Below are 25,897 nucleotides of genomic sequence, written 5' to 3' on the forward strand. Positions count from 1 at the left end.
CAAGCTCTGTCACTTCCAGTACTGTAAGAATCACCCAACGGGTTCAACCTTTTGCAGAGGGGAATCTATGACCTTCATTACGCTATTAGCAACCGCAGTCGGTATTGTCTCGGCGATCGTGCTAATCATCGTGGGATTAGTAGAGGCTCCTTGGCAGCTACTGCTGTTTGGTCTCCTGGCCGCCCTCTATGGATTGCAGCGGCAGATTTGGGCCTGTGAATCAGTCATTGAAATTGACGGTGCCATAGTGCCAACCGATGTGATTGCCCAGAAAACCACGGCTATGCCCCAGCCAAAACAGGCGGCGGAGGCAAGCGTCACAGACAATTCCTCAGCCCCCGCATCTGAGAGTTCTGAGAGCAAGGAGCTGATTTACCGAGGCATTCGCTATCGCGCTAGCCAGCCCGAGAATCCGTCATCGCCGCCCGATCAGAAACTCGAAGGCATCTATCGAGGGCAACCCTGGGAGCGCTAGATCTGGCATCAACGAGCTGTAATATTCCCCTGTTTTACAACACCTCCGCTGGAGCAAAAATACTTTCGTCTCGGGCAAAAGCTTTGAATTCTAGGGCGTTACCGCTTGGGTCAGTGATAAACAACGTGAACTGCTCTCCGACCTCGCCCACAAACCGCTGGTATGGCTCAATTAGAAACTCTACCTGGGCCTGACGCAGGCGATCGGCCAAGGCGTGCCATTCAACCGGGGTAAGAATGACTCCCCAGTGGCTAACCGGCACGTTATGACCATCCACCGCATTAGTCGGCACGATGGATTGGGGCTCAGCCCGATGAGCCGTAATCTGGTGACCAAACAGATTAAAGTCAATCCAGGTCGATGACGTGCGCCCCACCGAGCAGCCCAGCACGGTTTCATAGAAGTGACGCGTGCTGTTCAAGTCGTACACTGGAAACGCCACATGAAAGGGGCGAAGCATTGCCATGTCCTCTAGGTTTACGACGGGGTTTAGCGCCGATAGTTCTAGGCTCGCTACAGAAGCCATTTACTCTCGCTATGCCCTCAACCACTGTACCCTCTACACTGGTCGTAGGGTGCTACAAAACCACGCACTGGTTATAGACGGTAGCCGTATTTTAGACCTTGTCCCTGAGGCCCAACTTCCGTCAGACTTGCCTTGTCTCGATGGTCAGGGCTGGACGGCGGCTCCCGGCTTTATTGATCTACAGCTCAACGGCTGCGGTGGCGTGATGTTCAATGACGACATTACCGCTGGCACCCTTGAAACCATGCACCGCACCAACCTCCAAAGCGGCACTACGAGTTTTTTGCCCACGTTAATTACCACTACCGACCAGGCGATGAACGACGCTATGGCCCTAGTTGCTAGGTACCGTCAGCAGCAGCCACATCAAGTCTTGGGGCTCCATTTAGAAGGCCCCTACCTCAACGCCAAGCGAGGGGGAATTCATAGTCAAGCCTATATTCGCTCTGCCGACGGGGCCATGATCGATCGCATAGCCCAGGCTGGGCCAGAAGTGGTCAAGCTGGTCACATTAGCCCCAGAAGTTGTTGCCCCAGAATACATTCGGCAGCTCGCTGAAGCAGGCATTTTGGTTTCTGCTGGACACTCTGAGGCTAGCTTTGAGGAAGCAGTAGTCGGCTTTGAAGCCGGGGTTAGCATGGTCACACACCTGTTTAACGCTATGTCTGGATGGCAAGGGCGTAGTCCTGGGCTGGTTGGGGCGGTGTTAAACCAGGCCGATGTCTATGCCGGCGTCATTGTGGATGGACACCACGTTCACTACAGTTCTGTTGGCCTAGCGCATCGGGTAAAACAAGACCATCTGGTGCTCGTTACTGACGCTACACCCCCGGTGGGCACCACGCTAGAATCCTTTGTCATTGGTGGCCAGGAGGTGTTTTATCGAGACGGCAAGTGCGTCTCTGCCGACGGCACCCTTGGGGGGGCAGCACTGACCTTAATCGCTGCGATCGAGAACTGCGTGCGTCGAGTGGGCATTCCTCTAGCAGAAGCCCTACGGATGGCGACTCTGTACCCAGCCCGAGCCATCGGCGTCGATCACTATCTAGGGATGTTGTCTCCGGGCCACCAGGCCACCATCACCCTGTTTGACGCTGACACATTCACTGTCAAAGGGGTAATCGACCAAGGCGTGCTGGCTTGGTCTACAACAGACCTGGGATAAACGGTCAGACTCCTTAGATGTGAGGACGAGGTAGGCCTGCTACTCGCTGCTGAAGCAATTGCGCGGCTATTTTCTGGCTACGCAAACTAATCCACAGGCTGCACTGATCCTCGGCAACAGACACTAGTGCTCCAGCTCGCTGCTCTGAAAATTTACAGGCTAGGTGATACAGCCTTGTCCGCTTGTCGGCTTCGACAGTTAAGGCCCGATAATACAGTTCGTTATAGTGATGGGTGCCGTCCTGTAGGGCGCCATTAAACCAAAACTTAAATACCTGAACTCGACTTTCGGGCAAAACTTTTGGCAGCATTGAGGCTCTCTCTTGACCTAGTTTCAGCATACCCAGTTGGTCTAGGGAATGCTGAAACCAGGTCAAGGTAGGGCTGTGGGCTAAGATATGGCAACTCAATTTACTGGCAGGTCGTGCGGGCAAAGGCAGACTCAACTAGCGATCGCAAGATGTCCATGCTGAGGGGCTGAACCAGCAACCCATCGAGTCCTGGAATATCTTCGCTGTAGTTCCATTGGGGGCTGGTCGAGTCTGTTAGGGCCACGATGGTCATATCGGGAGCCTGCCCATGCTGTCGCAGGTGATTGACTAACGGCGGTGACCAATCGTGAAAATCATTGCCGACCAGAATCACCAGACAGGGGGCTCCCTGGCTAACACGAGTAACCGCTTGCTCGGTGGAACTGGCCACAAACACGGGGTACTGCAGGTCAGTCTCTAAAGGATGGGCGTCGTCATGGTGATCACATTCTGGATCGAGCACAAGGATATAGTCACGAGTTAAGGTCATGGCTGAAAACGACGCAATTGCTTTCATCTTACCTAGAACAAAAATAGCGTTTTACCACCATAAAGCCGCTTTTTTGGACTGTAGACTAGGGTTTTCATGCCTTTTTAGAAACTTATACTTATTTCAATCTTCCGTTTTTTTTAGTCTGTCTAAAGGTATGCCAAAGCCTTAGCGTTGCAAAAGCAAAACTATAATTAAGTTATGCAAATAATCAATCTAAAACTCGCCAGTTGTTCAGCTATTGATAACGTTTTGTACGATTAGCCCGCGATCGCGCCCGCAGACCCTAGCTCAGAGTTGGGTAACTCTAGCTACAAAAACCCCCAGGGGCTTTTGCTATGTTTAGCAAATAAAATTTGCCGTTTATAACGAAACCCAGTGGGCGCTGTATCCGTACAGATTATTGAGGGCAACCCCCATTTGCGATCGCTTCTGGGCTGGCATCTTCAGCAAGCTGGCTACAGGGTTTTTCAGGCGGCAGACCTAGTTCGCACTCGCGACCTTTTTCAGAGCCGCCAGCCAGACTTAGTGATCTTAGACTCGCAGTTACCCGACGGGGACGGCGTGGAGCTGTGTAAGTGGTTGCACAGCCAGGGGCAGCCCCTGATCATGATTCTCTCAGCCTGCAACACAGAGACCGATATCGTGACCGGACTACGGGCCGGGGCCGACGACTACATGACCAAGCCCTTCGGCATGCAGGAATTTTTGGCCCGAGTCGAGGCGCTAACTCGGCGCGTACGGCTTATGAGCGCGCCAGCGTCGCTCACCTATGGCGACTTAAACATTGACCTAGTGCAGCGGCGCGTCAACTTTCGCGGCGACTATATCGATCTAACGCCCCAAGAATTTAGCCTGCTATACGTGCTGACCCAAGCGGCTGGGTCACCTTTGAGCCGGACCGATTTACTGCGGCGGGCCTGGCCCGATGCGATCGACAATCCCAGAACCGTTGATACCCACATCCTCTCCCTACGCAAAAAAATCGAGGTTGACCCGAGGCAGCCCAACATTATTCAAACCGTGCGCAATGTAGGCTATCGCTTCAATATTGAGCGGGTTTCCGCTGAGTCTAACGGCCATAGCCCTCGGATGAGCGCACCCCTAGCCTCTTCCTCCCTGATCTAAGGCAGCTTAGATTGGCCATCGCGCTAATTCAACCAAAGGTAGCCGGGTAAAGCGTTTAGCCGAGCTATGGCGGAAGCTTGATGGCGATCGCCCTAGAGCGCCAGAGGTTCAGTTCAACAGAAGTTGTCTCAGATGATCAGGGGCCTAACGAAGTTGGCTCCTGCCATAGTCCCAGGCTTAAGAACCGTACCGCAGCCTAAATAGATAGGCCCAAAACCAGCCGTGGCTAGTTTTGGTGAATTAGACTATAATTCAGAAATCCTTTCATGCTGCCTTGCCAACCCTGTGTTTACAACTCTCTCGCCCGTTGTCGCTTCCCCAACTCACGATTTGGTCAACGCCATCAGCGCTCTCAAACAAGAGCTAAATGCCGTTGTTTTAGCGCACTATTACCAAGAGTCTGATATTCAAGATGTAGCCGACTACATTGGCGATTCTTTGGGATTATCTCGCCAAGCAGCAGATACCTCTGCCGATGTGATTGTGTTTGCGGGAGTACATTTCATGGCTGAAACGGCCAAGATTTTAAATCCCCACAAGCAAGTCCTGCTGCCCGACCTCAATGCTGGCTGCTCTTTGGCTGATAGCTGCCCTCCCGATGCCTTCGCGGCATTCAAGGCTGCACACCCCGATCACATTGTGATTTCATACATCAACTGCACGGCTGCCATCAAGGCCATGAGCGACATCATTTGCACCAGCTCCAACGCGGTCAGCATTGTGCAACAGCTGCCGCCTGAGCAAAAGATTATTTTTGCCCCCGACCAAAATCTGGGCCGCTACGTCATGCAGCAGACCGGACGGGAGATGGTGCTGTGGCAGGGTAGCTGCATGGTGCACGAAACGTTTTCCGAGAAAAAGCTGGTACAGCTTCAGATGAATCACCCCCAGGCTGAGGTGATTGCCCACCCCGAGTGCGAAGCGGCGGTGCTGCGCCATGCCCATTTTGTTGGGTCAACAACGGCCTTGCTGAAGTACGCCCAGCAGAGCCCTAAGACTGAGTTCATTGTGGTGACAGAACCAGGTATTATTCACCAGATGGAGAAACAGGCCCCGGGTAAGGTCTTTATCCCGGCACCGCCCACAGCGTCCTGTGCCTGCAACGAATGCCCCCATATGCGCCTTAACACCTTAGAAAAGCTTTACCTGGCGATGAAGAATCGCCAGCCTGAGATTGTTTTAGACCCAGAGCTACAGCACCAGGCACTGAAGCCAATCCAACGGATGCTAGAGCTCAGTGCACCTTAAATTTAGCTAACCCTAAGATCCTTGAACAAAGCTCTTCAACTCGGCAGCAAGCTGATCAATTAAGCTGTCGTGGTCTATATCTAATGAGCTGCTGTCTTGCTCAATGCGCTGCACGACCTCATCGGGCAGGTTAAGCAATGACACCAAACGGTTGTAGGCATCTGCTTCCTCTTGGTTGATTAGCTCTTCACCGGGAGTACGGGCGCTAGCGCTGATTACCTGGCGACCCAGTTTAAGCACTAGCTCTCGCTCAGCGGGGCGGGTCAGCTTGGGCACCAGTTCTTCGAGGGGCAGGTTTTGCATTAAGTAGTCGCGCAACTCAGCTCGCAGCGCAGCCTGCTGACCAGCATCGCTGGCAAACAGACGGCTGAACTGATCGAGCATAAGACCCACTTCTTCATCGGCCAGGTGGCCGTCGCTCCAGGCCATAGTCGACGCGATGCGCAGCAGAGTCATCTGGCTGGGGGTGATGGACGGAGGCAGGGGAGGTTGAATAGGCATAGCAATCTCCGGGGTAGTGAACTACGTCGGGCAGCTGATGATGACAACCTACCACGGGGATTTAGAGAGGCTGGCTAACTTTAGCAATCTCTACAAATTCAGGAGGATGAGGGGCAGATTGCTATAGCCGCCCGGCCAAATGGGCTAGCTGGCGAGTATTTTTGAGGCGCAGCACCGAGCGATCGCTGTCTTCAACAATCCAGCCTTTTTCAACTAGCTTGGCCATAATTTTGTCGGCTTCGTCAGGGGAGATGTCGGCCAAGTCGGCGAGGTCTTTGCGGGGAATGTTGAACAGGTCAACACCATCATCGACTGGCTCACCATAGGCTTCCTGAATCGCCGTTAGGGTGGCAGCCAGTTTAACCGCAGGGGGCTGATGACGCAGTTGAAAACGTAAGTTGGTCTGGCGCAACCGCTGCACCATGATTTGCAGCAGCCGATGGTGTAGCTGAGGGTCTTTAAATAGAGTTTGAAGAAATCGCTGCGCTGAAATGCTCATCAGCTTAACAGCGGTCAGAGCAACGACGTCAGTGGAGCGGGGCGACTCGTCTAGGATGGCCATCTCGCCAAAGAAGTCGCCTCGACCCAGCACCGCCAGCGTCATAGAACTCTCTTCAGCATGGCGGCGAACCTTAACCCAACCAGCTTCTATGAAGTAAACAGCATTGCCCCAGGCATCTTCCATCACTACAGCTCGGTCAGCCGGGTAGTCATGGTGAGTAGCCACAGACAACAACCACTCTACGGTTTCGGGGCTCGCCGCTTGAAACAGAGGATATTGTTCGCTCAGCGTATCGGCTTGCATAAAAGGCATAGTGAAGGGGTGACGGCTCAGGATCAACAAAGCAGGCCACGATCGGCCCATACCTGTTCATGGTACCCAGAATTTTAAATCGACCGAAATAGCTGCACTACCTGGGCAGGCCGATCGCACTGACAACGTCATTCAGGGGCGATCGCAGCGCCTCTACGTAGCGGGGCCAGCCCACCACAATGGGCTGATGGTGAGCTAGGGTATGGGGAGCCACATCAGGCTCCGTAAATCGAATTGGTTCCCCCGCCAGATCGCAGCAAACCAAGCCCGCCGCCTCGGCCAGGGCCAGTGGCCCCGTGGTATCCCACAGCTTGACGCGACCGTTGAGGTAGATATATAGGCCCGCCTGGCCAGTGATTACCGCCAGCACCTTCAGGCCAAAGCTGCCCAAAGAGAGAAATTGAACCGTGGGAAAACGGCGGGCGATCGCAGCGCCAAACCGACGCTCATCCTTGTCGCCAATTACCATAGACCAGGCCTGAGCCGGGTCAAAAACCGGCTCTTTAGGCTTTAAGGGCTGGGGCGCGCCACCATCCGTTTGCTCAAATAAGCCCCAGCCGGGGCCGCCCCACACCAAATGCCTTGACACCGGCGCATAGATCCAGCCCGCTTGGGGTATGCCATCCACGACTTGCCCTACCATCACCGCGTAGTGGTCTCCGCCTTGAATAAATTCGTCGGTGCCATCAATAGGATCCACGAACCACAAGGGGCGATCGCCGTTAGAAGACAGCCTTTGACCATTGCCCTGCCGAAACTGCTGCACCGTGGCCCGGTTTTCTTCAGTAATAATGCCGTCTTCCGGAAAGATCGCCTGCATACCCGTTAGCAGCTTTTGATCTAGCAGCTGATCGACCGTAGTGACATAGTCATCCACGCCTTTTTCAAACACCTGAAACGAATGTTTAGGCTGCTGGCTGGCATAGTCGCCACAGACAATCAAGAGCTGATGCAAGGCCGACAGATCGGCGGGGCAGATGGGCGGCATACCAGACTAGACCACAGAACCCCGATGCTGGGGAGATAGAGATAGATCAGGGGCGATCGCCCAGTACAAAGATCTGATCACTCCGTTAGTGTAATCTGGCCCGGTAGCAGAACACTACCGACCATAGACACAAAAAATGGGCCGATCAGCACGTGCTGATCAGCCCACTTCGGGAACGCGATGCAGACTTACTGGAGCACCAGCTTAACGTTGGCGTTTTGCAGGCCAGGACGCTTAACCTCAGCCAGGGTCTTGTTGACCGCGTACTTTTGGTTGATGGAGTTGATCAACTCAGTCTGGTTGTGCTTTTTGGCCACACCCCAGAGGTCAGCGATCAGATCAAAGGAGCCATCGGCATTACGAGACCAACCCAGATCGTACTCACCATCCAGAACGGCGACAAGGTCGGCGCGCACACGCTGGCCGTTGTAACCGCGAACATCAGCTTCGGTCTTGGTAGCAATACCCAAGTCAGACAGCGACTGCTTGAGAATCTCAGCATCGGTCACTTTCGTGCGAAGGGTGCTGAAGTGAGACATGGTGTTTCCTCCTGTAGGGAAATTGAGAGAGACAACGAGGTTTGAGAGAGACAAAACCAGTTAGCCACGGGCTATCTGGATACTAACTGCTAGCAAACGCTAGCCCTTCCCCCGGATACCGCCGGGAGGAAAGCCTTTAAAACTCCATCCGCTGATATTCAGCGACGGAGGCTGCCGCCGGACGTGCCCGCTGGCGGGCCCAGTCCCGCAGGGCGGTCACCTGCTCACTCATCGTCTTCGACAGCGGCATCGTGGCGCGAATGGCCGCAATAATGTCGAGCTGAGTGAACTCACGTCCTTGGGCAAACGCTTCATACATAGCCGAAATCAGCCCCTGCTCGATTTCAGCTCCCGAAAATCCATCGCAGACCTTGGTTAACTGGTCGAGGTCAAAGCGCTCAATGTCGCGACGGCGCTTTTGCAGATGGATTTGAAAAATATCCTTGCGCTCTTCTGCGTTGGGCAAGTCGACAAAGAAGATCTCGTCAAACCGGCCCTTGCGTAGAAACTCACCAGGTAGTTTTTCGACCCGGTTGGCTGTAGCCATGACAAACACAGGGGAGGTTTTCTCCTGCATCCAAGTTAGGAAGGTGCCAAAGATGCGGCTTGAGGTACCACCGTCAGAGTCAGAGGAACCACCTGCTCCACCAAAGGCTTTATCAATTTCATCGATAAAGAGAATAGCGGGAGAAATCGACTCAGCGGTGCGCAGGGCGTTGCGTAGGTTGGCCTCAGAGCGGCCCACTGTAGAACCGTCGTACACTCGGCCCAAGTCTAGGCGCAGCAGAGGCAAGCCCCAGAGTCGAGAGGTAGTTTTAGCGATCAGCGACTTACCGCAGCCTGGCACTCCCAAAATGAGCATGCCCTTAGGCTGGGGTAGGCCGTACTCCCGCGCCCGCTCGGTGAAAGCATCGGAGCGTTGCTGAAGCCAGTGCTTAAGTTCTTCGAGACCACCTACGGAATCTAGAGTTTCATCCACATCCATGAACTCGAGAATACCGTTGCGGCGAATCAGCTGCTTTTTCTCAGAGAGAACAATATCAACCTCTTCGGCAGTGAGGCGCTTAGCCATCACCCGAGCCTTGCGGTAGACTTTCTCAGCTTCGTCACGGGTTAGGCCCAAGGCAGCCTTTAGAAGCTTTTCGCGCTCTTCGGTAGAGATGCTGTTGCCGCGAGCGCGGTTCATCTCTGTAGAGAGCACTTCGTCGAGCTCCGCCATATCGGGCAGGGGAAAGTCGAGCAGGACAACCTCTTTCTCAAGCTCAATGGGAATTTCCTGCACCGGCGACATCAACACAATGGTTTTGCGGGTGCCTTTGAGCGCCACAATGGAGTCACGCAGACAGCGAGTTACCGCTGGGGAATCTTTGAAGGGGTGCAGATCTTTGAAGATGAAAATGCCGGGTTCCCGCTGCCGGATGACCCACTCCACAGCCGCCTCAGGGGAAACCGTGTTGTTATTCTGGGTACCTGTGCCCTGGGCACCAACCTCGACCATGCCTCGGGTCATTGTCCAGGTAAAGACTCGCATAGGAGCCTTAATCTCGGGGTCCCTAGCAAGATGACGCGCCACGGCGGCGATGGTCTGCTCAGCCCGCTCTTCCTCGAAGGTGACCAAATAGATCAGAGGATATTGGGCTTGTACCAGTACATTCAGATCCTCTCGCATGACCATATCCCTTCTCAGGCGTGTGGGGCAATGAAACTGCTGTCTAGCTAACTACAGCTAGAGCAGCCAAATCTGTACCTAGCAAACAACCAGCTCTCCTTCCTCACGGGAACCGGGACTGGCAACAACCTCAGGCACAATGGCATCACTCAGAGGGCTACCCTGAGCCGCACCTACGCTGGCAATCTCAACCAGCTCACCCTCACGCAGCACCACAGGGGATGCACAGCTCGGACAGCTGTGGATACGATGGGTCTGACCAAAGGAAGACTCTAAGCTCTCAGCAACCATGTCACCGTGAGCCAGGTAAAAATCAATGGCGCGCTTAGCAAGGGAAGACATCGCTTCGCCCTCGACAGCAGAGCGAATCTTTAACTGACGGTGCAGGTCGGGGGGTAAATACAGCGTGACCTTGGTAGCTTTCTGCTCTTCCATAGCGCTTTTCTAAATAGGTGTGACCCGGGTATGTAGTCACCTTAAGCGGGCTGCCCCATGCTGTCAAGCCAGCATACTGTCATGACGTCATTCTTGTAATATTGCTTTACATACAACAATGTTCCTTAATCTCTGTTGCCTAACCAACTGGGTGTGCCCGTGGCTCTAAACCCAGACAGAGATAGGGTTTGGCTAAAGCGATAAAGTTACTCTAGCGAGAGAATCGCCCTTTGGGCAGGGACGTAAACTTATACGACAGCCAGAGAATTCTCCTTGGACAGGCCGATATGCTCGTTAAAGTGGCCAAGCCGAAGCGATTTACAGGGTAAAGGTTCCCGCAGTTGTCGCTATGGTCATGGCTTGAAATCGGTTCTCACAGTGGGCTATGCCGCTGAGAGTAGGGAATGCTGTGGTTGTTCTGTATCTGTGTCTCCGCTGACTATGAAATCTACTGCCGCCCAAGGTATGCCCTCTACCTTAAACTCTCAGGTAGTAACGCCATCTTCACCCCAGGATGGTGGCTTTCAACAGTGGTATGGGGAGGGGGAAAGGCTGGCTGACGCTGGGGCCTACGATCGCGCCCTGCGGTGCTTTGAAGAGGCCGCCATTCTTATCCCTGGCCAGGTGACGGCTCTGGTTTATCAAGCGGTGTGTTTGATTCATTTGGGGCAGCCGCAGCAGGCTTTGGCAGTCGCTGAGCGCGTTTTGGCGATCGCTCCCGATCATTCCCAGGGCTGGCTTTACCGAGGTGTAGCCTTACATCGGCTGGGCCAGTACAAAGAGGCCTATGCCAGCTACGCCCAGGTTAAGCCATCCTAATTAATTCAGGCTTCATTAAGGGTATCCCATCCCCCTAAAAGAGTACACTTGAACGCACGAAGATCATTCTCTGAGCGTTGGCTATGGTTGGGGTCGCATCACCCACAGCGGCGTTTCCCTCGTTGGAAACGGCCCTAAAACATCATTTTGGCTACGACCAATTTCGCCCAGGGCAGCGATCGGTGATCGAGGCGGTGCTCAAGAACCAGGATGCCCTGGTAATTATGCCCACTGGGGGCGGCAAGTCGCTGTGCTACCAGCTGCCTGCTCTGCTCAAGCTAGGGGTAATGGTGGTCATCTCGCCGCTGATTGCCCTGATGCAAGACCAGGTCGATAGCTTGACTGACAACGGCGTAGCCGCCACCTGTCTAAACAGTTCTCTCGACTTCGCCACTATTCGCCAGCGAGAAGCCGACCTGCTAGCGGGCAAAATTAAGCTGCTCTATGTGTCGCCTGAGCGGTTGATGAGTCCGGGCTTTTTTGGACTGCTGGGTCAGCTGCTCCAGACTGTAGGGGTAAGCGGCTTTGCCATTGATGAAGCCCATTGCGTGTCGGAGTGGGGGCATGACTTTCGCCCCGAATACCGGCAGATGTCGGTGCTGCGGGAGAAGTTTCCCCAGATTGGGGTGATGGGGCTAACGGCCACTGCGACTGAGCGGGTGCGGGTCGATATTGCCCAGCAGTTGCGGCTGCGCGACCCGCTGGTGCAGGTGTCAAGCTTTAACCGGCCCAATCTATTTTACGAAGTGCGCCCCAAGAGCCGCGACGGCTATCTGGAGCTGAGGCAGCAGGTTAAGCAGCACCAAGGATCTGGGATTATTTACTGCCTCAGCCGCAAGCGGGTCGATGAGTTGGCCCAGCGACTGACGGCGGATGGGGAGTCGGTGCTGCCCTACCACGCTGGGCTGGCAGACGATGTGCGACGGGAGAACCAAACGCGGTTCATTCGCGACGATGTGCGCCTGATGGTGGCGACGGTGGCCTTTGGCATGGGTATTAACAAGCCTGATGTGCGGTTTGTGATCCACTACGACATTCCCCGCAACATTGAGGGCTACTACCAAGAGAGCGGGCGAGCAGGGCGCGACGGCGAACCGGCTCACTGTACGCTATACCTGGCCTACGGTGACGTAGCTACGGCAGACTATCTAATTAGCCAAAAGCCCGATGAAGCCGAGCAGCGCATTGCCCGCCAGCAACTTAGGCAGATGGTGGACTACGCCGAAACCACGGTGTGTCGACGCCGAGTGCAGCTGAGCTATTTTGGCGAATCCCTAGGCGAACACATAGAAGGGCTGTGTCACCAGTGCGATAACTGCACCAATCCGCCGCCGGTGGAGGACTGGACTGTTGAGGCGCAGAAGTTTCTCTCCTGCGTGGCCCGCTGCCAGGAGCGGTTTGGCATGGCCCACATCATTGATGTGCTGCGGGGCTCAAAAAAACAGAAGATTGTGGATCTGCGCCACGATCAGCTCTCGACCCACGGCATCGGAAAAGATCGATCGGTAGACGAGTGGCGGTTGCTGGGGCGATCGCTCCTCCACCAGCGACTAGTCGATGAAACCACCGATGGCTACCCGGTGCTCAAACTCAATGCCGCCAGTTGGCAGGTCTTGCGTAAGCAAATTTCTGTAGAGGTAGCCGTACCGAAGGATCTTACCCCTGGCCCCGCCGAAGCGTCCACGCTTGAAGACACTCCTGAGGTGGCCCAGCTCTTAACTGTGCTCAAAGCCCTGCGCAAAAAGCTAGCGGATCAGCAGAGTGTGCCCCCCTACGTCGTTTTCCCAGAGTCGGCCCTGCGGCAAATGGCCCAAACCCGCCCCCAGACCATGGAGGCTTTTGGTCAGGTTTCGGGGGTGGGCAGCCGCAAATTGGCTCAGTATGGCGAGGTGTTTACCGATGCCATTCGCCAATTTTGCGCCGACTACGGGCTAGAGTCTGACCCCGGAGCCGCCAAAGGCAGGTCTCGCCCAGCCCGAGAACGCCGTCAAACCGTGGGCGACACCCACCGTCAAACGCTGGAGCTTCACCGCCAGGGGCTATCTATCCAAGAGGTTGCCGCCCAGCGCGGGCTCAAAGTTACCACCGTCGCCAGTCATCTAGAGCAGCTAATTCGCCAGGGTGAAACGGTGGATATCGATCAGTTGGTCAACGCCGATCGCCAGCGGGCCATTGTTGATGTGCTAACAGAAATGGAAAATGCGTCGCTGACAGCAATGCGCGATCGCCTCGGCCCCACCTTTAGCTACGAAGATATTCGCCTGGTACGCGCTGCTTGGCAGATGGAACAACAGCCATAGATCAAAACACTCTCAACCAGGTGGGATATCTGAGGCAGATTGGGTAGAAGGCGTAACTGACAGCTCTAGGGTGCTGAGCAGCTCTGCGAGACGGTTTTGATCGGTGAGATAGAGATAGCCGATCAGAGCCTCAAATGCAGTGGACTGCTGATAAATTTGGCTATCTACCCGTCGGGGACCACGAGACGAAGCGTTGCGTCCCCGGCGCAGTAGGTCTTGTTCAGCAGCGGTGAGCAGCGGCAAGAGCTGCTGTACTTGACGGGCCTGTTGCTCAGCTCGAACCTGGTTGACAACCTGCTGATGAAAGGCCTGAATACGTTTGGGAGGCAGCAAAAAACTGCCCCGCACAAAGAGTTCATAGACCGCATCACCGATGTAGGCAAGGGCCACGGGGGATAAGGCATTGACCTGCTCTAGGGTAAGAGACCCAGCAGGACTATGAGCACCAAACTGTCGCAGCCCCAGCAGGCTGGCCGAAGGCTCGGGAGTTAGGTCAGCCACAGCTACCTCTGGCTAAGCCAATAGAGACCTGGGGCTATTCACTGGGCGGGTTTTCGAGGTGGGCGATCGCATCTTCTACTGAGGGCTGTAGCGACAGAAACTTTTCTAGCCGCACCAGCTTCACAGTTTGGGTAACGCGGGGGTTGGTCACCACCTGCACGGTGCCACCTTCGGTGGTTGCTTTTTTGACAAGCTGCACCAGTGCACCAAGACCGGAGCTATCGACAAAATCGATAGTTGCCAAATCTAAAATGATGTTGTTCGGCCCCGCTTCGACGTACTTGGTCATTACCTTGCGAAACGCAGGTTCTGAGAAAGCGTCTAACAAGCCCGTGAGGCGAAAAAGTTGATAGGTTCCCCTGACATCGCGGGTGCCTCGCAAGCTTACGGTCAGGGTTAGAGATTCAGCGATGGGAAACCTCCTTGTGCTCCAATTCGACGTTAAATATAGGCCAGGATACTGCTGACCGCAAGGGGTGAAACCGTACCCCAGCCAATTGGCTGCCAGGTCTGTAGCCCGAGCAAGACCTAAACCAGAGTTACTGCCCTACTGTAGACAGATAGCATATAGCGGTTTGGCTAGATTGTGCCAACCTGATCGAGAAACCGCTCAACTGGCGCTGCGCTAGGCACCGTTAGACGGGTAACTGTTGCTGACGATGGCTGCGCATGGAGTCAACAAACTTAGCAAAGAGGTAGTCGGCATCGTGGGGACCAGGGCTGGCCTCAGGGTGATACTGCACCGAGAACAGGGGTAGAGTCTTGTGGGCTAGCCCGGCCACGGTCTGATCGTTGAGATTGAGATGGGTCACCCTAACCGTGTCTTCAGGAATTGAGGCGGCGTCGAGGGCAAAGCCGTGATTTTGACTGGTGATTTCCACCTGACGTTCTAAACCGCACGGCTGGTTTAACCCCCGATGGCCAAATCGCAGCTTAAACGTCGATGCCCCCAGCGAGAGCCCCAAAATCTGATGGCCCATGCAAATACCAAAGGTGGGGAGCGAGTAGTTTAAGAGCGCCTGCACCAGCTCTGGGGCCTTGGTCACCGCTGCCGGGTCGCCAGGGCCATTGGACAGGAAAATACCGTCGGGCTGATAGCTCATAATTTGCTCTGCCGTCGCGCTGGCGGGCACCACAATCACCCGACACCCATAGCTGGCCAGGCGGCGCAGGATGTTGCGCTTTACGCCAAAATCAACGGCAACTACGGTCAGCGGAGCGCCTTCACCTGGGTCTGAAACGGTGGGGCCAAAGGCCCAGGCCTCGTCGGTCACCTCAGTCCACTCATAGATTTGATCGGTGGTCACCTGATCGACCAGGTTGAGTCCAGCCATAGAGGGCGCGTCTTGCAACTGGCGCAGCAGCTCTTCGGGATCGAGCACAGTGGTAGAAATAGCCCCATTCATCGCCCCTGCCGTACGCAGTTTGCGAGTCAGGGCACGGGTGTCGATGCCAAAAATGCCGGGAATTTTGTGGGTCTTGAGGTAGTTGGGCAACGACTGGGTGGAGCGCCAATTGCTGGGAATTTCACAGATATTGCGGGCGATCGCACCCCTAATATGGGGCCGACTCGACTCCTCATCGTCGGGGTTAACGCCGGTATTGCCCAGCTCGGGGTAGGTAAACGTGACAATCTGGCCACAGTAGCTAGGGTCGGTCATGACTTCTTGATATCCCGTCATGCCGGTGTTGAAGACCACCTCTCCCATCACGGTGCCCGGTGCCCCAAACGACCAGCCTCGAAACACCGAGCCATCGGCCAACACAAGCACTGCGGGAGGGGCATCAGGGAAAACCATGGCGAGTTGCTCAGCGCTAAGAATCGCTATTATCCTAAGGCCAAAGGCCAACTTTCAGCTATTCCATCACAGACTAAATCGTTCTCCAGCTTCCCAGTCTGGCGCGGTTCTCGATCCGCTTTGGTGCAGACCCAGATCAACCGTGACGGTCACAGGATGTGAATGGGGCATCTTATGTTTTAAGACTAAGCACTTAAGCGACTGGAGCAGCAGCTATGGAAAGAGCCGGGGCGATCGCTAATCGGTTGGTGCTGGCAACGATGGCCCTGGGCTTAGCAGGCTGCGACCTGTTGGCCAGTACGATAGTGCCGAGCATTCCCAACGAGGATGCTATGGGAACCTCTCAGGCCGCGATCGCCGAACCAGTCGTTTTACCGATCACGGCTGAGCCAGCCCCAGTGCCGTCCCCCGCTCCAGATTCCTTTCGTGAGGCGGTGAATCGGGCGACCAGCGCCGTGGCGATTGGCCAGTCGGCCCAGTCAAAGGCCGATTGGCAACTGGCTGCCAGCCGCTGGCAGCAGGCGATCGCCCTGATGGAGCAGGTGCCGAGCAGCAGCCCCAACCAAGCCCAGGCCAAGACTAAAGCCCAGGAGTATAAGCAACACCTGGCCAGCGCCCAGCGTCGGGCCACGGGCAGCATCGTGCCAGCCTCAGCTGCGATCGCTGCCGCCCCAGCCCTCCCCGCTGGCCTGGCCGCCCAAATTCCCATTCAGCGGCGGCAGGGGGGCACGCCGGTCGTCGCTGTTACCCTCAGGGCAACCACCGGTAGCCAGACGTTTCCGATGCTGTTTGACACGGGGGCAACCGGCACCCTAATCACCGCTGAAATGGCCCAGGCCGTGGGCGTCACTGTAGTCGGCGAAACCCAGGCTAGAATCGCTGACGGCAGCGTAGTCACACTTCCCGTTGGCCTTGTGAACGCGGTGGAACTGGGCGGCCTACGGCGGGAGCAGGTCGTGGTGGCGATCGGCGGCAGTTACGGTCTGCTGGGCCAAGATATCTACGGCGAGTACGGCATCGCCATTGGCTCTCACATGATTCACCTGCATCAGTAGGTTCAGGAGCCTATGCCAGCCCAGTTTGTGAGAATATGCAGCAGGTTTTGATCGTTTTCGGTGCCCTATGACTGCTTCTGTGCTGCCTGTTGCCTCTACCGCTTTAAGCGAAGCTACCTCCATTGAGCTGGCGGCAAATGTGCGTATAGCTGCGGTCAACACCCCGCTTCTGGCAGCCCCAATTCCCACCGCCTACGTGGCCGCTGGGGAAGACTCAGGCACACCACCCCTGCTCCTCATCCACGGCTTTGACAGCTCACTGTTTGAGTTTCGTCGCCTGCTGCCTCTGCTAGAATCCCGCACCTGGGCTGTGGATCTGCTGGGGTTTGGGTTTAGCGATCGCGCCCTCGTTCCCGACCTCTCCCCTGGGGCCATCAAGCTACACCTGCACAGCTTTTGGCAGCAGCAGATTGGCCGTCCGGTGGTGCTCGTCGGAGCCTCCATGGGCGGGGCCGCCGCCATCGACTTTGCCCTCACCTATCCCGATGCGGTAGCTGGCCTGGTGCTGATCGATGCCGCTGGCTTTGCCGCTGGCCCGGCCATGGGCAACCTGATGGTGCCACCATTAGATAGCTGGGCCACAGCCTTTTTGCGCAACCCCAGGGTGCGGCGCAGCATTAGCCGTCAGGCCTACTTCGACAAAACCTTGGTCACCGCCGATGCCGAACTGTGCGCCGCCCTGCACCTCCAGTGTCCCGGCTGGCAGGAGGCTCTGATTGCTTTTACCAAAAGCGGCGGCTACAACTTTCTGACCACCAAAGTTCCTAAAATCGCCTGCCCCACCCTGGTGATCTGGGGCGAGCAGGACAGAATTTTAGGCACGAAGGACGCGCGACGGTTTGAGCGCGCGATTCCTCACAGTAAGCTGGTCTGGATTGCCAACTGCGGCCATGTGCCCCACTTAGAGAAGCCCCAAGAGACGGCGGCGGCGATCGCCCCCTTCATCGCCCAACTGGCCCCAACCGCCTGAGCATTCCTTGTAGATGGTGCCAACGGGGCAGCAAATTTATCGCCAATGTTTCAAGATATGTAATGAAGAGTCGCGCAGCCTTGGGGCGCGATCGAGGCAATCCTAACCATTTTGGAGCCATCCGCAAACGGGTATGACGCAACTTTTTCCCCAGACCAGCACCGTTGATGCCGAAACCGTCATGCCAATGAGCAACGGCACCGCCCCTGCTGCCCCCCTCAGCCCCTTTGCGGCGCGCCATTTAGGGCCGATCGCTGACGACACCGAGGCGATGCTCACCGCCCTGGGCTACACCACCTTAGATGAGCTAATCGATGCCACTGTGCCTGCGGCGATTCGGCTACCCCATGCCCTCAAGCTGCCCCAGGGGCTAGACGAGGCCACGGCTCTCGCCCAGCTAAAAACCCTGGCCAATCAAAATCAGGTGTGGCGATCGTACCTGGGCCTGGGCTACGCCAACACCCTGACCCCGGCGGTGATTCAGCGCAACGTGCTTGAAAATCCCGGCTGGTATACCCAATACACCCCCTACCAGCCCGAAATTTCCCAGGGGCGGCTAGAGGCACTGCTCAACTTCCAAACCCTGGTGAGCGATCTCACGGGGATGGAAATTGCCAACGCCTCCCTGCTCGACGAAGGCACCGCCGCCGCCGAGGCCATGACCTTGGCCTTCAACGCCCGCAAGCAAAAAGACGCCAAAACCTTTTGGGTTTCGTCCGCCTGCCATCCCCAGACCATCGACGTGGTGAGAACCCGCGCCCTGCCCCTGGGCATTGAGCTCGTCGTGGGCGATCATCAAACCTTTAGCTTCGACACCCCAGTATTTGGCGTGCTGCTGCAATACCCCGCCACCGATGGGGCCGTCTACAGCTACGAAGACTTTGTCACCCAGGCCCACAACCACCACACCCTCGTCACCGTTGCCGCCGACCTGCTCAGCCTCACCCTGCTGCGCCCCCCCGGCGAATTTGGTGCTGACATTGTGGTCGGCAACACCCAGCGCTTTGGCGTGCCCCTGGGCTTTGGCGGACCCCACGCTGCCTTCTTTGCCACCCGCAACAGCTTTGCCCGCAAGTTGCCCGGTCGCCTAGTGGGCGTCTCCAAAGACACCTACGGCAACCCCGCCCTGCGCCTCACCCTGCAAACCCGCGAACAGCACATTCGCCGCGATGCCGCCACCAGCAATATTTGCACCGCTCAGGTGCTGCTGGCGATCATGGCCAGCATGTACGCGGTGTATCACGGGCCGGAGGGGTTGAGGGCGATCGCATCCCGCATCCACCACCAGGCCCAGACCCTCGCTGTCGCCCTCACCGAGGCTGGCTTTGACCTAGGCACAGAGCCTGTGTTCGATACACTGCGAGTGACAGTGGGCAATGCCCAGGCCGCCATCCTCGACCGCGCCGCCGCGCACCACATCAACCTGCGCGTGCTCGATGCCCAAACACTGATCGTCGCCCTCGACGAAACCGTCACCGACGCCGATCTTCAAGACCTGATTACCGTTTTTACCGACGAGCCCAATTCAGAATTCAAAATTCAAAATTCAAAACTTCCCCATTCCCCACTCCCTCACCCCCTCACTCGCACCACCCCCTACCTCACCCACCCCACCTTTAACCGCTACCACTCCGAAACGGAGATGCTGCGGTACCTCTATCGCCTACAAAACAAAGATCTCTCCCTGGCGACGGCAATGATTCCGTTGGGCTCCTGCACCATGAAACTCAACGCTACCGCCGAGATGGTGCCTGTCACCTGGCCCGAGTTTGGCCAGATTCACCCCTTTGCCCCCGCCGAGCAGACCGCAGGCTACCGGCAGTTGTTTGCTGACTTAGAAACCTGGCTGGCCGAAATCACTGGGTTTGACGGCGTTTCGCTCCAGCCCAACGCGGGTGCCCAGGGCGAATACGCGGGCCTGTTAGTGATTCGTGAGTATCACCAACAACGGGGCGACCACCACCGCAACGTCTGCCTGATTCCCCAGTCGGCCCACGGCACCAACCCCGCCAGCGCCGTCATGGCCGGCATGAAGGTCGTCCCCGTCGCCTGTGATGAGGATGGCAACATTGATGTGACCGACCTGCAAGCCAAAGCCGAAAAGCACAGCGAGAATCTGTCAGCGCTGATGGTCACCTACCCCTCCACCCACGGGGTGTTTGAGGCGGGCATTGCCGAAATCTGCGCCATCATCCACACCCACGGTGGTCAGGTCTATATGGATGGAGCCAATATGAATGCTCAGGTGGGTCTCTGCCGCCCCGCTGACTTTGGAGCCGATGTCTGCCACCTCAACCTGCACAAAACCTTCTGCATTCCCCACGGTGGGGGCGGGCCAGGGGTCGGGCCGATTGGGGTGAAAAGCCACCTGGTACCCTACCTGCCGGGGCACAGCCTGGTGAATGAAGTCGGCGGCGACCGGGGCATTGGCGCAGTAACCTCGGCCCCCTGGGGTAGCGCCAGCATTCTGCCAATTTCATGGATGTACATCGCTATGATGGGCGGTGCGGGGCTGACAAGAGCCACAGAAATCGCCATTCTCAACGCTAACTACATTGCCCAGAGATTAGCGGGGCACTACGACATTCTCTACACCGGGCAGAACGGACGAGTAGCCCACGAGTGTATTCTCGATGTGCGCCCCTTCAAAAAATCGGCGGATATTGGGGTAGAAGATGTGGCCAAACGGCTGATTGACTACGGCTTTCACCCACCAACGATGTCGTGGCCGGTGGCGGGCACGCTAATGGTCGAGCCTACCGAAAGTGAAGCAAAGGCAGAGCTCGATCGCTTCTGCGATGCGATGATCGCCATTCGTGAGGAGATTCGCGCTATTGAGGCTGGGGAGAGCGATCGCGACAACAACCTGCTCAAAAACGCGCCCCATACGGCGATCGATCTGGTCTCTGACTGGAATCGTCCCTACAGCCGAGAGCAGGCGGTGTTTCCGACACCGTTTACCCGCAGCGCCAAGTTTTGGCCAGCGGTGAACCGCATTGATCAGGCCTACGGCGATCGCAACCTGATTTGCTCCTGCATCGGCATGGATGCCTACAGCGAAGCCTAGGGGGTTTCTCTCTGGAAATTCTTCAAATTCGCTGCAAGCCACGGCTTTGCCTTTAAGCTAAAGCTGTTAAGTTGCTAGACGTTCAACGTAATGGCTAATTCTCCGCAACCTCGGGTGATTTTTTTAGATGCGGTTGGCACGCTGTTTGGGGTGGCGGGCAGCGTTGGCGCAGCCTACGCCGATATGGCCCAGCACCACGGCATTGAGGTCGATGCTGCGACCTTAAATCAGGCATTTTTTCGAGCCTTTAGAGCTGCCCCAGAAATGGCTTTCCCCGGTAGCGAGCCAACCACAATACCCGAGCAGGAGTATCGCTGGTGGCGGGTGATTGCCCAGCAGACCTTTAGCAGTGCCGGGGTGCTCGATCGCTTCGTCGATTTCGACAGCTTTTTTGCCGACCTCTACGCCCACTTTGCGACCGCCGCCCCCTGGGAACTCTACCCCGACGTGCCCCCGGCCCTCGATCGCTGGCGGCGACGCGGCATCACCCTGGGGGTGATCTCAAACTTCGACACCCGGCTCTATCAAGTGCTCGAAGAACTCAACCTGGCCACCTATTTCAGCTCAGTCACACTGTCGTCTGAGGCCGGGGCCGCCAAGCCCGACCCGCTCATTTTTGCCACCGCCCTGCAAAAGCACCGCTGCGACGCCAGCCAAGCCTGGCACGTCGGCGACAGCAAAACCGACGATTACGAAGGAGCCAAAGCCGCTGGGCTGCACGGCATCTTGGTCAAACGACCTGTGAATGGGTAGGTTCCTCGGCGTTACCTACCCACCCTCGCCATCTAGCAACCTAAGCTCTGGTGCCCCTAAAGGCCAACTCCGCCGGGCCAGTCATATAAACGCGATTATCGGCGGCTGACCACTCAATATAGAGGGGGCCACCGGGGAGTTCTACTGTGGCAGCGCGATCGCACACCCCATTCAGCACCCCCGCCACCAGCGAGGCACAGGCCCCGGTGCCACAGGCCAGGGTGACACCTGCTCCCCGTTCCCACACCCGCATTTTGAGGTAGTCGGGCCGCACGACTTGAATAAACTCGGTATTGATGCGCTGGGGAAAGACCTCATGGTGTTCAAACTGGGGGCCAATAGACTCCAGCGCGATCGCCGCCACATCCTCCACAAACGTGATGCAGTGCGGGTTGCCCATACTGACGCAGGTCACGTCCCAGGTCTGTCCAGCTACCGTCAGCGGTACAGCCACCACCTTGTCCTCAGCCGCCGCCAGGGTAGTCGGAATCTCCCGTGCCAGCAGGTAGGGCGGCCCCATATCCACCGTCACCTGGCCATCGGGTTGCAGGGTGGGCGAAATCAGTCCCGCCAGGGTATGAATTCGGTAGGTGTGGGGTGCCTGGGGTGCCTTGCCATCAGCGGTTTCTAAGGTTTCTAAGAACTTGGCCATACAGCGGATGCCGTTGCCGCACATCTCCGGCTCAGAGCCATCGGAGTTGTAGATGCGCATGGTGTAATCGGTGCCCCCCTGCCCCGGCAGCGCAAAGATCACTCCATCAGCGCCAATGCCAAAATGGCGATCGCACCACTGCACCGCCATCTCAGGGCTGATCACCGGCTCCACCTGGTGACGGTTATCCACCAAAACAAAGTCGTTGCCCAAGCCGTGGTACTTGCTGAATTCCATAGTGCGCTGTTGCTGAATAAGTGAGCCTTAATTATCGACCAAAGTGGGGAGTAAGGAGTGGGGGGTAGGGAGTAGGGATTTATGGGTTTATCACTCTAGCTATCCCTTACCCCTCGCCCCTCACCTTCCTTAATAAATTCCCTCCCCTTGTCACCTAGCCTCGCTAAACGGGGTACCGTAAGACCAGCATAAGTTCAGTGGCCTAGCACCATGTCTCAAGAATTTGCCACCGGGTTGCCGAGCGTTCGCCAGGTTCAAAATCTAATTCGCGATCACGCTCCGATTGAGGTCAAGCTCATCACCGGCGACGTTATTACTGGTCGTGTCGTATGGCAAGACCCCCAATGCATCTGCATACAAACCGAAGACCAGAGCAAGCACCAAATCTGGAAGCAGGCCATTGGCTTCCTAAAATATTCTTAATTCATCGCTGCCCCCTAAGCAGTCTTCACATGTTCCTGTGGTCTGCCGAATTGATTGGGGCAAACTAAACCCAGGTGGATGCCTACCCCTATTGATATTTCGGTCCCCTAATTTCCAGTAAAAGCCGTTAATCCGCCAGTTTCATGGAGCTTTTGACTAAATGACTATCGAAAAAATTGTTGAACAAGCCTTGCAAGACGGCTACCTCACCCCCGCCATGGAGGCCGAGGTAGGTCGCATTTGCGACACCGCTGCCGAGCTTTCAATCGAAGAATATATGGCGCTCGATCGCCTGATGGGAGCCCTGCTCACCGGCGAAGTCGTAGCCGTGCCCCGCAAGCAGTTCATCAACGTGATGGAAGAACTGGTGCTGACCGAAGCGATTTCACGGGTGGCCGAGATCGAGTCTACCTCTGACAAAACCTTGGATCTGGGCGATATTGCCGCCTACGCCCTCAACCGGCTGCCGCCCCTCTACGCCACCACCGAAGAAGGTGCTAACTTTCAGCGGGAAAGTGCTCGAGGTGAGCTGTCTGCCCTAATTGCCGACCAGGTACAGCAGGCGATTTCCCGCAACCTCGACAAGCCCGACTTTTACCCCGAGCGCCAGATCATCCAGAAGAAAACTGGCGACAACGTGCTCAGCCAGGTCAGCTCGCTGCTGCAAGATCACGCCCACAAGTTTGAGCCAGCACCCAAGGCGTAGCGATCGCCCCAAGGCAGGTGGCCATTCTCATTCCACAGTTCTTTGCCCAGGGCCTAGATCGCGCCAAACCGCAGATCTAGGCCCTGGTTTGTTTTTGCAGATTAAAACGGGTACACCCGTGGGGTGATTAGCACCGTCAGTAGCCAAAAGGCTAGGTTAAAGGGAATGCCCACCCGCATGAAGTCGGTGAACTTATAGCCACCGGGGCCGTAGACCATGAGATTGGTCTGATAGCCAATCGGGGTGCTAAAGCTGGCCGAAGCCGCAATCATCAGCGCCACCACAAAGGGAATGAAGCTCACCCCTAAACTCTGGGACAGCGACAGTGCAATGGGAAACACCACCGCCGCCGCCGCATTGTTAGTAATCACCTCGGTAAGGACGGTGGTCACACCGTAGACAATGGCCAGGGCCACCCAGGGGTTGTCGCCAGCCAGGCCCAGCACCCCACCGGCCAACACAGCGGCGGCCCCGGTGACCTCCAGCGCCTTGCCCAGCCCCAGGGCGGCGGCCACCACCAGCAGCACCGACCAGTCAATGGCGCGCACCCCCTGCTGAAACGAACAGCAGCCGGTGATCACAATCAGCAGAGCAGCTAGGGTGGCCGCATTGAGCATCTCCATCCAGCCGGAGGTGGCCAGGGCCACCATTAGCACTAAAACAACCAGGGCTATAGGGGCGCGATCGTGACGCAGCGGGTCAGAGTTGGGCACCTCGCTGACCAGATAGAAATCACGGGAGGCTCGACGCTCCTCTAAGAACGAGGGATTGGCTTCTAAAAGTAAGGTATCGCCCGTCTGAAGCCGAATATCACCAATTTTGCCCGACAAACGTTCACCATTGCGGCCCACCGCCAGCACCACCGCCCCATAGCGGCTGCGGAATTTGCCCTGGCGAATGGTAATCCCCACCAGCGGACAGGTGTTCGACACCACCGCTTCCACCAGGGTGCGCTCGGTGCGAGGGGTATCGAGCTTAAACACCTGGTCGGTGGCGGGCTGCAACCCCCGAATTTGGTTGAGGTCGACAATCGAGTCGACCATGCCCACAAACACCAGTTGATCTTGCTCTTGCAGCATCTCCTGGGGGCCAATGGCGGTCAGCAACCGCCCCCCTCGCTGAATTTCAGTTAGGTACAGCCCCGGCAGATGGCGCAGACCGGCCTGCTCTACAGTTTTACCCGCCAGGGGGCTGTGGTTTTCGACCACCATTTCGACGGTGTACTCTCGCGGATCGTCGGTGTCGGTAATGGCGGGTTTGCGCTGGGGCAGCAGCCAGCGCTGAGCTAAAACTAGCATCAGGGTACCGGCGATCGCACAGGGCACCCCCACCGGCACCAGATCAAACAGCTTGAGGCCGGGGTAGTCGGTTTCAGACACCAACAGCCCGTTGACCACCAGGTTGGTACTGGTGCCAATCAGCGTACACATGCCCCCCATAATCGCCGCATAGCTGAGCGGAATCATGAGCTTAGAAGGGCTAATGCGCAGTTTGCGGCACCAGTCGCTGACTACCGGGATAAACATCGCCACAATGGGCGTGTTGTTGAGAAAGGCACTCATGCCCAGTACCGGCAGAATGAGCCGCAGTAGCGCTGTGGTTTGCCCCTTAGGCAGTCCCAACACCGTGCGCGAAATTATATCTAACCCGCCGGTTTGCTGTAGCCCAGCGACAACGACGTAGAGCACGCCCACCGTCATCATGCCGGGGTTGCTAAACCCAGCCAGAGCAGTAGCCGTATCGAGCACCCCAGTCAGCAACAAAATAGCCAGGGCCGCCAAAAAAATAGCGTCAGCGGGTAGGGCGGTGAGAGCATTGAGCAAAAAAGCGCCCAGCGTCACTCCAATCGTCAACCAGCCCCCCCAGGTGAGTTGCTCCGGCAGCGTCACCAGCCCTAGGGCCAGGGCACCCCCCCCAACGATGGCTAACCCAGTGATCAGAGTAGCGGCAAGGACGCCCCTGTGAACCGTGTTTTTTACCAAAAATGTATCGTGCCGTTGCTTATCCTGGAGCGGGTCGTATTCCATAAAAAGCTAACCGGGGATACCGCTTTAATGATGTGGGAATGAAGCTATAGCGCTAGCTCAATAGCTGAAGCTGTTAGCTGCCCTGATCGACGCCTGTGAGTCACCACTGCGAGAGCCCACCCAGAGTTAACTAAACCGAGGGTAATTGCGGTGAAATTCATTTTGAAATGAAATGAGCTTCTAATTCCGTTTATTTTAACAGCGCGATCACTGCGAATTCACTCGGGTTGGTATAGCCTTAATCAAAGACCGAACAACAGCGACAGCAGAACCTTCTTTTGCAATCTGAGCGGCGTCTCT

25 protein-coding genes are annotated in these 25,897 nt (G+C 56.5%); 12 read left to right on the top strand and 13 right to left on the bottom strand.

Going from position 1 to position 25,897, the window contains the following annotated elements; all coding sequences use genetic code 11:
• Positions 1–67 precede the first annotated feature (67 nt).
• Positions 68–475, top strand: coding sequence for a hypothetical protein (locus H6G07_RS02150; protein WP_073606636.1), 408 nt, complete (start codon positions 68–70; stop codon positions 473–475).
• A gap of 34 nt (positions 476–509) precedes the next feature.
• Here H6G07_RS02150 and H6G07_RS02155 read toward each other — a convergent pair whose 3' ends face one another.
• Positions 510–935 (bottom strand): VOC family protein, encoded by a 426-nt coding sequence (locus H6G07_RS02155; protein ID WP_242026578.1) that lies wholly within the window; start codon positions 933–935, stop codon positions 510–512.
• A 4-nt stretch (positions 936–939) separates the two neighbouring features.
• On the opposite strand from H6G07_RS02155, the gene nagA reads away from it, so the two are divergent.
• Positions 940–2,166 carry an N-acetylglucosamine-6-phosphate deacetylase gene (gene nagA, locus H6G07_RS02160; protein WP_084172832.1) on the top strand — a complete coding sequence of 409 codons (1,227 nt, stop codon included), beginning with the start codon at positions 940–942 and terminating at the stop codon, positions 2,164–2,166.
• Between the two features lie 410 nt (positions 2,167–2,576).
• On the opposite strand, the gene H6G07_RS02165 is transcribed toward nagA, so the two are convergent.
• Positions 2,577–2,966, bottom strand: a complete 390-nt coding sequence (locus tag H6G07_RS02165) for a hypothetical protein (RefSeq protein WP_139296889.1) — start codon at positions 2,964–2,966, stop codon at positions 2,577–2,579.
• Between the two features lie 378 nt (positions 2,967–3,344).
• Here H6G07_RS02165 and H6G07_RS02170 point away from each other — a divergent pair, with 378 nt between their 5' ends.
• Together H6G07_RS02170 and nadA are read left to right on the top strand one after the other, a co-directional pair.
• Complete coding sequence (locus H6G07_RS02170; protein ID WP_073606632.1) at positions 3,345–4,094, top strand: response regulator transcription factor; 750 nt, start codon at positions 3,345–3,347, stop codon at positions 4,092–4,094.
• A gap of 285 nt (positions 4,095–4,379) precedes the next feature.
• Positions 4,380–5,342, top strand: a complete 963-nt coding sequence (gene nadA, locus H6G07_RS02175; RefSeq protein WP_073606631.1) for a quinolinate synthase NadA — start codon at positions 4,380–4,382, stop codon at positions 5,340–5,342.
• Positions 5,343–5,354: 12 nt separating this feature from the next.
• On the opposite strand, the gene H6G07_RS02180 is transcribed toward nadA, so the two are convergent.
• The 6 genes from H6G07_RS02180 to H6G07_RS02205 form a co-directional block, all read right to left on the bottom strand.
• Positions 5,355–5,843 carry a tellurite resistance TerB family protein gene (locus H6G07_RS02180; RefSeq protein WP_171972931.1) on the bottom strand — a complete coding sequence of 163 codons (489 nt, stop codon included), beginning with the start codon at positions 5,841–5,843 and terminating at the stop codon, positions 5,355–5,357.
• 121 nt (positions 5,844–5,964) lie between these two features.
• A complete protein-coding gene (locus tag H6G07_RS02185; protein WP_073606630.1) occupies positions 5,965–6,648 on the bottom strand; it encodes a Crp/Fnr family transcriptional regulator in 684 nt (227 codons plus the stop codon).
• Between the two features lie 106 nt (positions 6,649–6,754).
• Positions 6,755–7,645 carry a 3'(2'),5'-bisphosphate nucleotidase CysQ family protein gene (locus tag H6G07_RS02190; RefSeq protein ID WP_073606629.1) on the bottom strand — a complete coding sequence of 297 codons (891 nt, stop codon included), beginning with the start codon at positions 7,643–7,645 and terminating at the stop codon, positions 6,755–6,757.
• Positions 7,646–7,833: 188 nt separating this feature from the next.
• A complete protein-coding gene (locus tag H6G07_RS02195) occupies positions 7,834–8,184 on the bottom strand; it encodes a DUF1257 domain-containing protein (RefSeq protein WP_073606628.1) in 351 nt (116 codons plus the stop codon).
• A 136-nt stretch (positions 8,185–8,320) separates the two neighbouring features.
• Positions 8,321–9,853, bottom strand: a complete 1,533-nt coding sequence (gene ycf46, locus H6G07_RS02200) for a stress-responsive protein Ycf46 (protein ID WP_073607034.1) — start codon at positions 9,851–9,853, stop codon at positions 8,321–8,323.
• A gap of 78 nt (positions 9,854–9,931) precedes the next feature.
• On the bottom strand, positions 9,932–10,288 hold the full coding sequence (locus tag H6G07_RS02205) for a slr0373 family blue light stress response protein (protein ID WP_073606627.1): 357 nt from the start codon (positions 10,286–10,288) through the stop codon (positions 9,932–9,934).
• 441 nt (positions 10,289–10,729) lie between these two features.
• On the opposite strand from H6G07_RS02205, the gene H6G07_RS02210 reads away from it, so the two are divergent.
• Both H6G07_RS02210 and recQ read left to right on the top strand, forming a co-directional pair.
• Complete coding sequence (locus H6G07_RS02210) at positions 10,730–11,107, top strand: tetratricopeptide repeat protein (RefSeq protein ID WP_084172830.1); 378 nt, start codon at positions 10,730–10,732, stop codon at positions 11,105–11,107.
• 83 nt (positions 11,108–11,190) lie between these two features.
• The gene (gene recQ, locus H6G07_RS02215) at positions 11,191–13,407 is read left to right on the top strand and encodes a DNA helicase RecQ (protein WP_073606625.1); all 2,217 of its coding nucleotides are present in this window, start codon (positions 11,191–11,193) and stop codon (positions 13,405–13,407) included.
• Between the two features lie 12 nt (positions 13,408–13,419).
• Here recQ and H6G07_RS02220 read toward each other — a convergent pair whose 3' ends face one another.
• The 3 genes from H6G07_RS02220 to carA form a co-directional block, all read right to left on the bottom strand.
• The gene (locus H6G07_RS02220) at positions 13,420–13,908 is read right to left on the bottom strand and encodes a Mini-ribonuclease 3 (protein WP_216277805.1); all 489 of its coding nucleotides are present in this window, start codon (positions 13,906–13,908) and stop codon (positions 13,420–13,422) included.
• A 34-nt stretch (positions 13,909–13,942) separates the two neighbouring features.
• Complete coding sequence (locus H6G07_RS02225; RefSeq protein WP_338420668.1) at positions 13,943–14,290, bottom strand: STAS domain-containing protein; 348 nt, start codon at positions 14,288–14,290, stop codon at positions 13,943–13,945.
• Positions 14,291–14,543: 253 nt separating this feature from the next.
• Positions 14,544–15,707: a glutamine-hydrolyzing carbamoyl-phosphate synthase small subunit gene (gene carA / locus H6G07_RS02230; RefSeq protein ID WP_073606623.1), complete on the bottom strand. Its 1,164-nt coding sequence runs from the start codon at positions 15,705–15,707 to the stop codon at positions 14,544–14,546.
• A gap of 215 nt (positions 15,708–15,922) precedes the next feature.
• Here carA and H6G07_RS02235 point away from each other — a divergent pair, with 215 nt between their 5' ends.
• The 4 genes from H6G07_RS02235 to H6G07_RS02250 all read left to right on the top strand — a co-directional run bounded on the left by H6G07_RS02235 (position 15,923) and on the right by H6G07_RS02250 (position 21,552).
• The gene (locus tag H6G07_RS02235) at positions 15,923–16,762 is read left to right on the top strand and encodes a retropepsin-like aspartic protease family protein (RefSeq protein ID WP_199311844.1); all 840 of its coding nucleotides are present in this window, start codon (positions 15,923–15,925) and stop codon (positions 16,760–16,762) included.
• Positions 16,763–16,829: 67 nt separating this feature from the next.
• Positions 16,830–17,732, top strand: a complete 903-nt coding sequence (locus H6G07_RS02240; RefSeq protein ID WP_073606622.1) for an alpha/beta fold hydrolase — start codon at positions 16,830–16,832, stop codon at positions 17,730–17,732.
• A 181-nt stretch (positions 17,733–17,913) separates the two neighbouring features.
• Positions 17,914–20,799, top strand: coding sequence for an aminomethyl-transferring glycine dehydrogenase (gene gcvP / locus H6G07_RS02245; RefSeq protein ID WP_242026602.1), 2,886 nt, complete (start codon positions 17,914–17,916; stop codon positions 20,797–20,799).
• A gap of 90 nt (positions 20,800–20,889) precedes the next feature.
• Positions 20,890–21,552, top strand: a complete 663-nt coding sequence (locus H6G07_RS02250) for an HAD-IA family hydrolase (RefSeq protein ID WP_073606620.1) — start codon at positions 20,890–20,892, stop codon at positions 21,550–21,552.
• 40 nt (positions 21,553–21,592) lie between these two features.
• Here H6G07_RS02250 and dapF read toward each other — a convergent pair whose 3' ends face one another.
• A complete protein-coding gene (dapF, locus tag H6G07_RS02255) occupies positions 21,593–22,441 on the bottom strand; it encodes a diaminopimelate epimerase (RefSeq protein WP_073606619.1) in 849 nt (282 codons plus the stop codon).
• Between the two features lie 210 nt (positions 22,442–22,651).
• Between dapF and H6G07_RS02260 the strand changes: the two genes are divergently transcribed.
• The gene (locus H6G07_RS02260) at positions 22,652–22,864 is read left to right on the top strand and encodes an Hfq-related RNA-binding protein (RefSeq protein ID WP_073606618.1); all 213 of its coding nucleotides are present in this window, start codon (positions 22,652–22,654) and stop codon (positions 22,862–22,864) included.
• Between the two features lie 160 nt (positions 22,865–23,024).
• Positions 23,025–23,570 carry a late competence development ComFB family protein gene (locus H6G07_RS02265; RefSeq protein WP_073606617.1) on the top strand — a complete coding sequence of 182 codons (546 nt, stop codon included), beginning with the start codon at positions 23,025–23,027 and terminating at the stop codon, positions 23,568–23,570.
• A gap of 101 nt (positions 23,571–23,671) precedes the next feature.
• On the opposite strand, the gene H6G07_RS02270 is transcribed toward H6G07_RS02265, so the two are convergent.
• Complete coding sequence (locus tag H6G07_RS02270) at positions 23,672–25,597, bottom strand: SLC13 family permease (RefSeq protein WP_073606616.1); 1,926 nt, start codon at positions 25,595–25,597, stop codon at positions 23,672–23,674.
• Positions 25,598–25,897 lie beyond the last annotated feature (300 nt).

It is taken from the genome of Phormidium tenue FACHB-1052 (assembly GCF_014696675.1).
Taxonomy (GTDB): domain Bacteria; phylum Cyanobacteriota; class Cyanobacteriia; order Phormidesmidales; family Phormidesmidaceae; genus Nodosilinea; species Nodosilinea tenuis_A.

What these genes read in the sequence shown, in the direction of transcription:
- H6G07_RS02150 (WP_073606636.1), top strand. Translation starts at nt 68, where the DNA reads ATGACCTTCATTACGCTATTAGCAACCGCAGTCGGTATTGTCTCGGCG.
- H6G07_RS02155 (WP_242026578.1), bottom strand. Translation starts at nt 935, where the DNA reads ATGCTTCGCCCCTTTCATGTGGCGTTTCCAGTGTACGACTTGAACAGC.
- nagA (WP_084172832.1), top strand. Translation starts at nt 940, where the DNA reads ATGTCCTCTAGGTTTACGACGGGGTTTAGCGCCGATAGTTCTAGGCTC.
- H6G07_RS02165 (WP_139296889.1), bottom strand. Translation starts at nt 2,966, where the DNA reads ATGACCTTAACTCGTGACTATATCCTTGTGCTCGATCCAGAATGTGAT.
- H6G07_RS02180 (WP_171972931.1), bottom strand. Translation starts at nt 5,843, where the DNA reads ATGCCTATTCAACCTCCCCTGCCTCCGTCCATCACCCCCAGCCAGATG.
- H6G07_RS02185 (WP_073606630.1), bottom strand. Translation starts at nt 6,648, where the DNA reads ATGCAAGCCGATACGCTGAGCGAACAATATCCTCTGTTTCAAGCGGCG.
- H6G07_RS02190 (WP_073606629.1), bottom strand. Translation starts at nt 7,645, where the DNA reads ATGCCGCCCATCTGCCCCGCCGATCTGTCGGCCTTGCATCAGCTCTTG.
- H6G07_RS02195 (WP_073606628.1), bottom strand. Translation starts at nt 8,184, where the DNA reads ATGTCTCACTTCAGCACCCTTCGCACGAAAGTGACCGATGCTGAGATT.
- ycf46 (WP_073607034.1), bottom strand. Translation starts at nt 9,853, where the DNA reads ATGCGAGAGGATCTGAATGTACTGGTACAAGCCCAATATCCTCTGATC.
- H6G07_RS02205 (WP_073606627.1), bottom strand. Translation starts at nt 10,288, where the DNA reads ATGGAAGAGCAGAAAGCTACCAAGGTCACGCTGTATTTACCCCCCGAC.
- H6G07_RS02210 (WP_084172830.1), top strand. Translation starts at nt 10,730, where the DNA reads ATGAAATCTACTGCCGCCCAAGGTATGCCCTCTACCTTAAACTCTCAG.
- recQ (WP_073606625.1), top strand. Translation starts at nt 11,191, where the DNA reads ATGGTTGGGGTCGCATCACCCACAGCGGCGTTTCCCTCGTTGGAAACG.
- carA (WP_073606623.1), bottom strand. Translation starts at nt 15,707, where the DNA reads ATGGTTTTCCCTGATGCCCCTCCCGCAGTGCTTGTGTTGGCCGATGGC.
- H6G07_RS02235 (WP_199311844.1), top strand. Translation starts at nt 15,923, where the DNA reads ATGGAAAGAGCCGGGGCGATCGCTAATCGGTTGGTGCTGGCAACGATG.
- H6G07_RS02240 (WP_073606622.1), top strand. Translation starts at nt 16,830, where the DNA reads ATGACTGCTTCTGTGCTGCCTGTTGCCTCTACCGCTTTAAGCGAAGCT.
- gcvP (WP_242026602.1), top strand. Translation starts at nt 17,914, where the DNA reads ATGCCAATGAGCAACGGCACCGCCCCTGCTGCCCCCCTCAGCCCCTTT.
- H6G07_RS02250 (WP_073606620.1), top strand. Translation starts at nt 20,890, where the DNA reads ATGGCTAATTCTCCGCAACCTCGGGTGATTTTTTTAGATGCGGTTGGC.
- dapF (WP_073606619.1), bottom strand. Translation starts at nt 22,441, where the DNA reads ATGGAATTCAGCAAGTACCACGGCTTGGGCAACGACTTTGTTTTGGTG.
- H6G07_RS02260 (WP_073606618.1), top strand. Translation starts at nt 22,652, where the DNA reads ATGTCTCAAGAATTTGCCACCGGGTTGCCGAGCGTTCGCCAGGTTCAA.
- H6G07_RS02265 (WP_073606617.1), top strand. Translation starts at nt 23,025, where the DNA reads ATGACTATCGAAAAAATTGTTGAACAAGCCTTGCAAGACGGCTACCTC.
- H6G07_RS02270 (WP_073606616.1), bottom strand. Translation starts at nt 25,597, where the DNA reads ATGGAATACGACCCGCTCCAGGATAAGCAACGGCACGATACATTTTTG.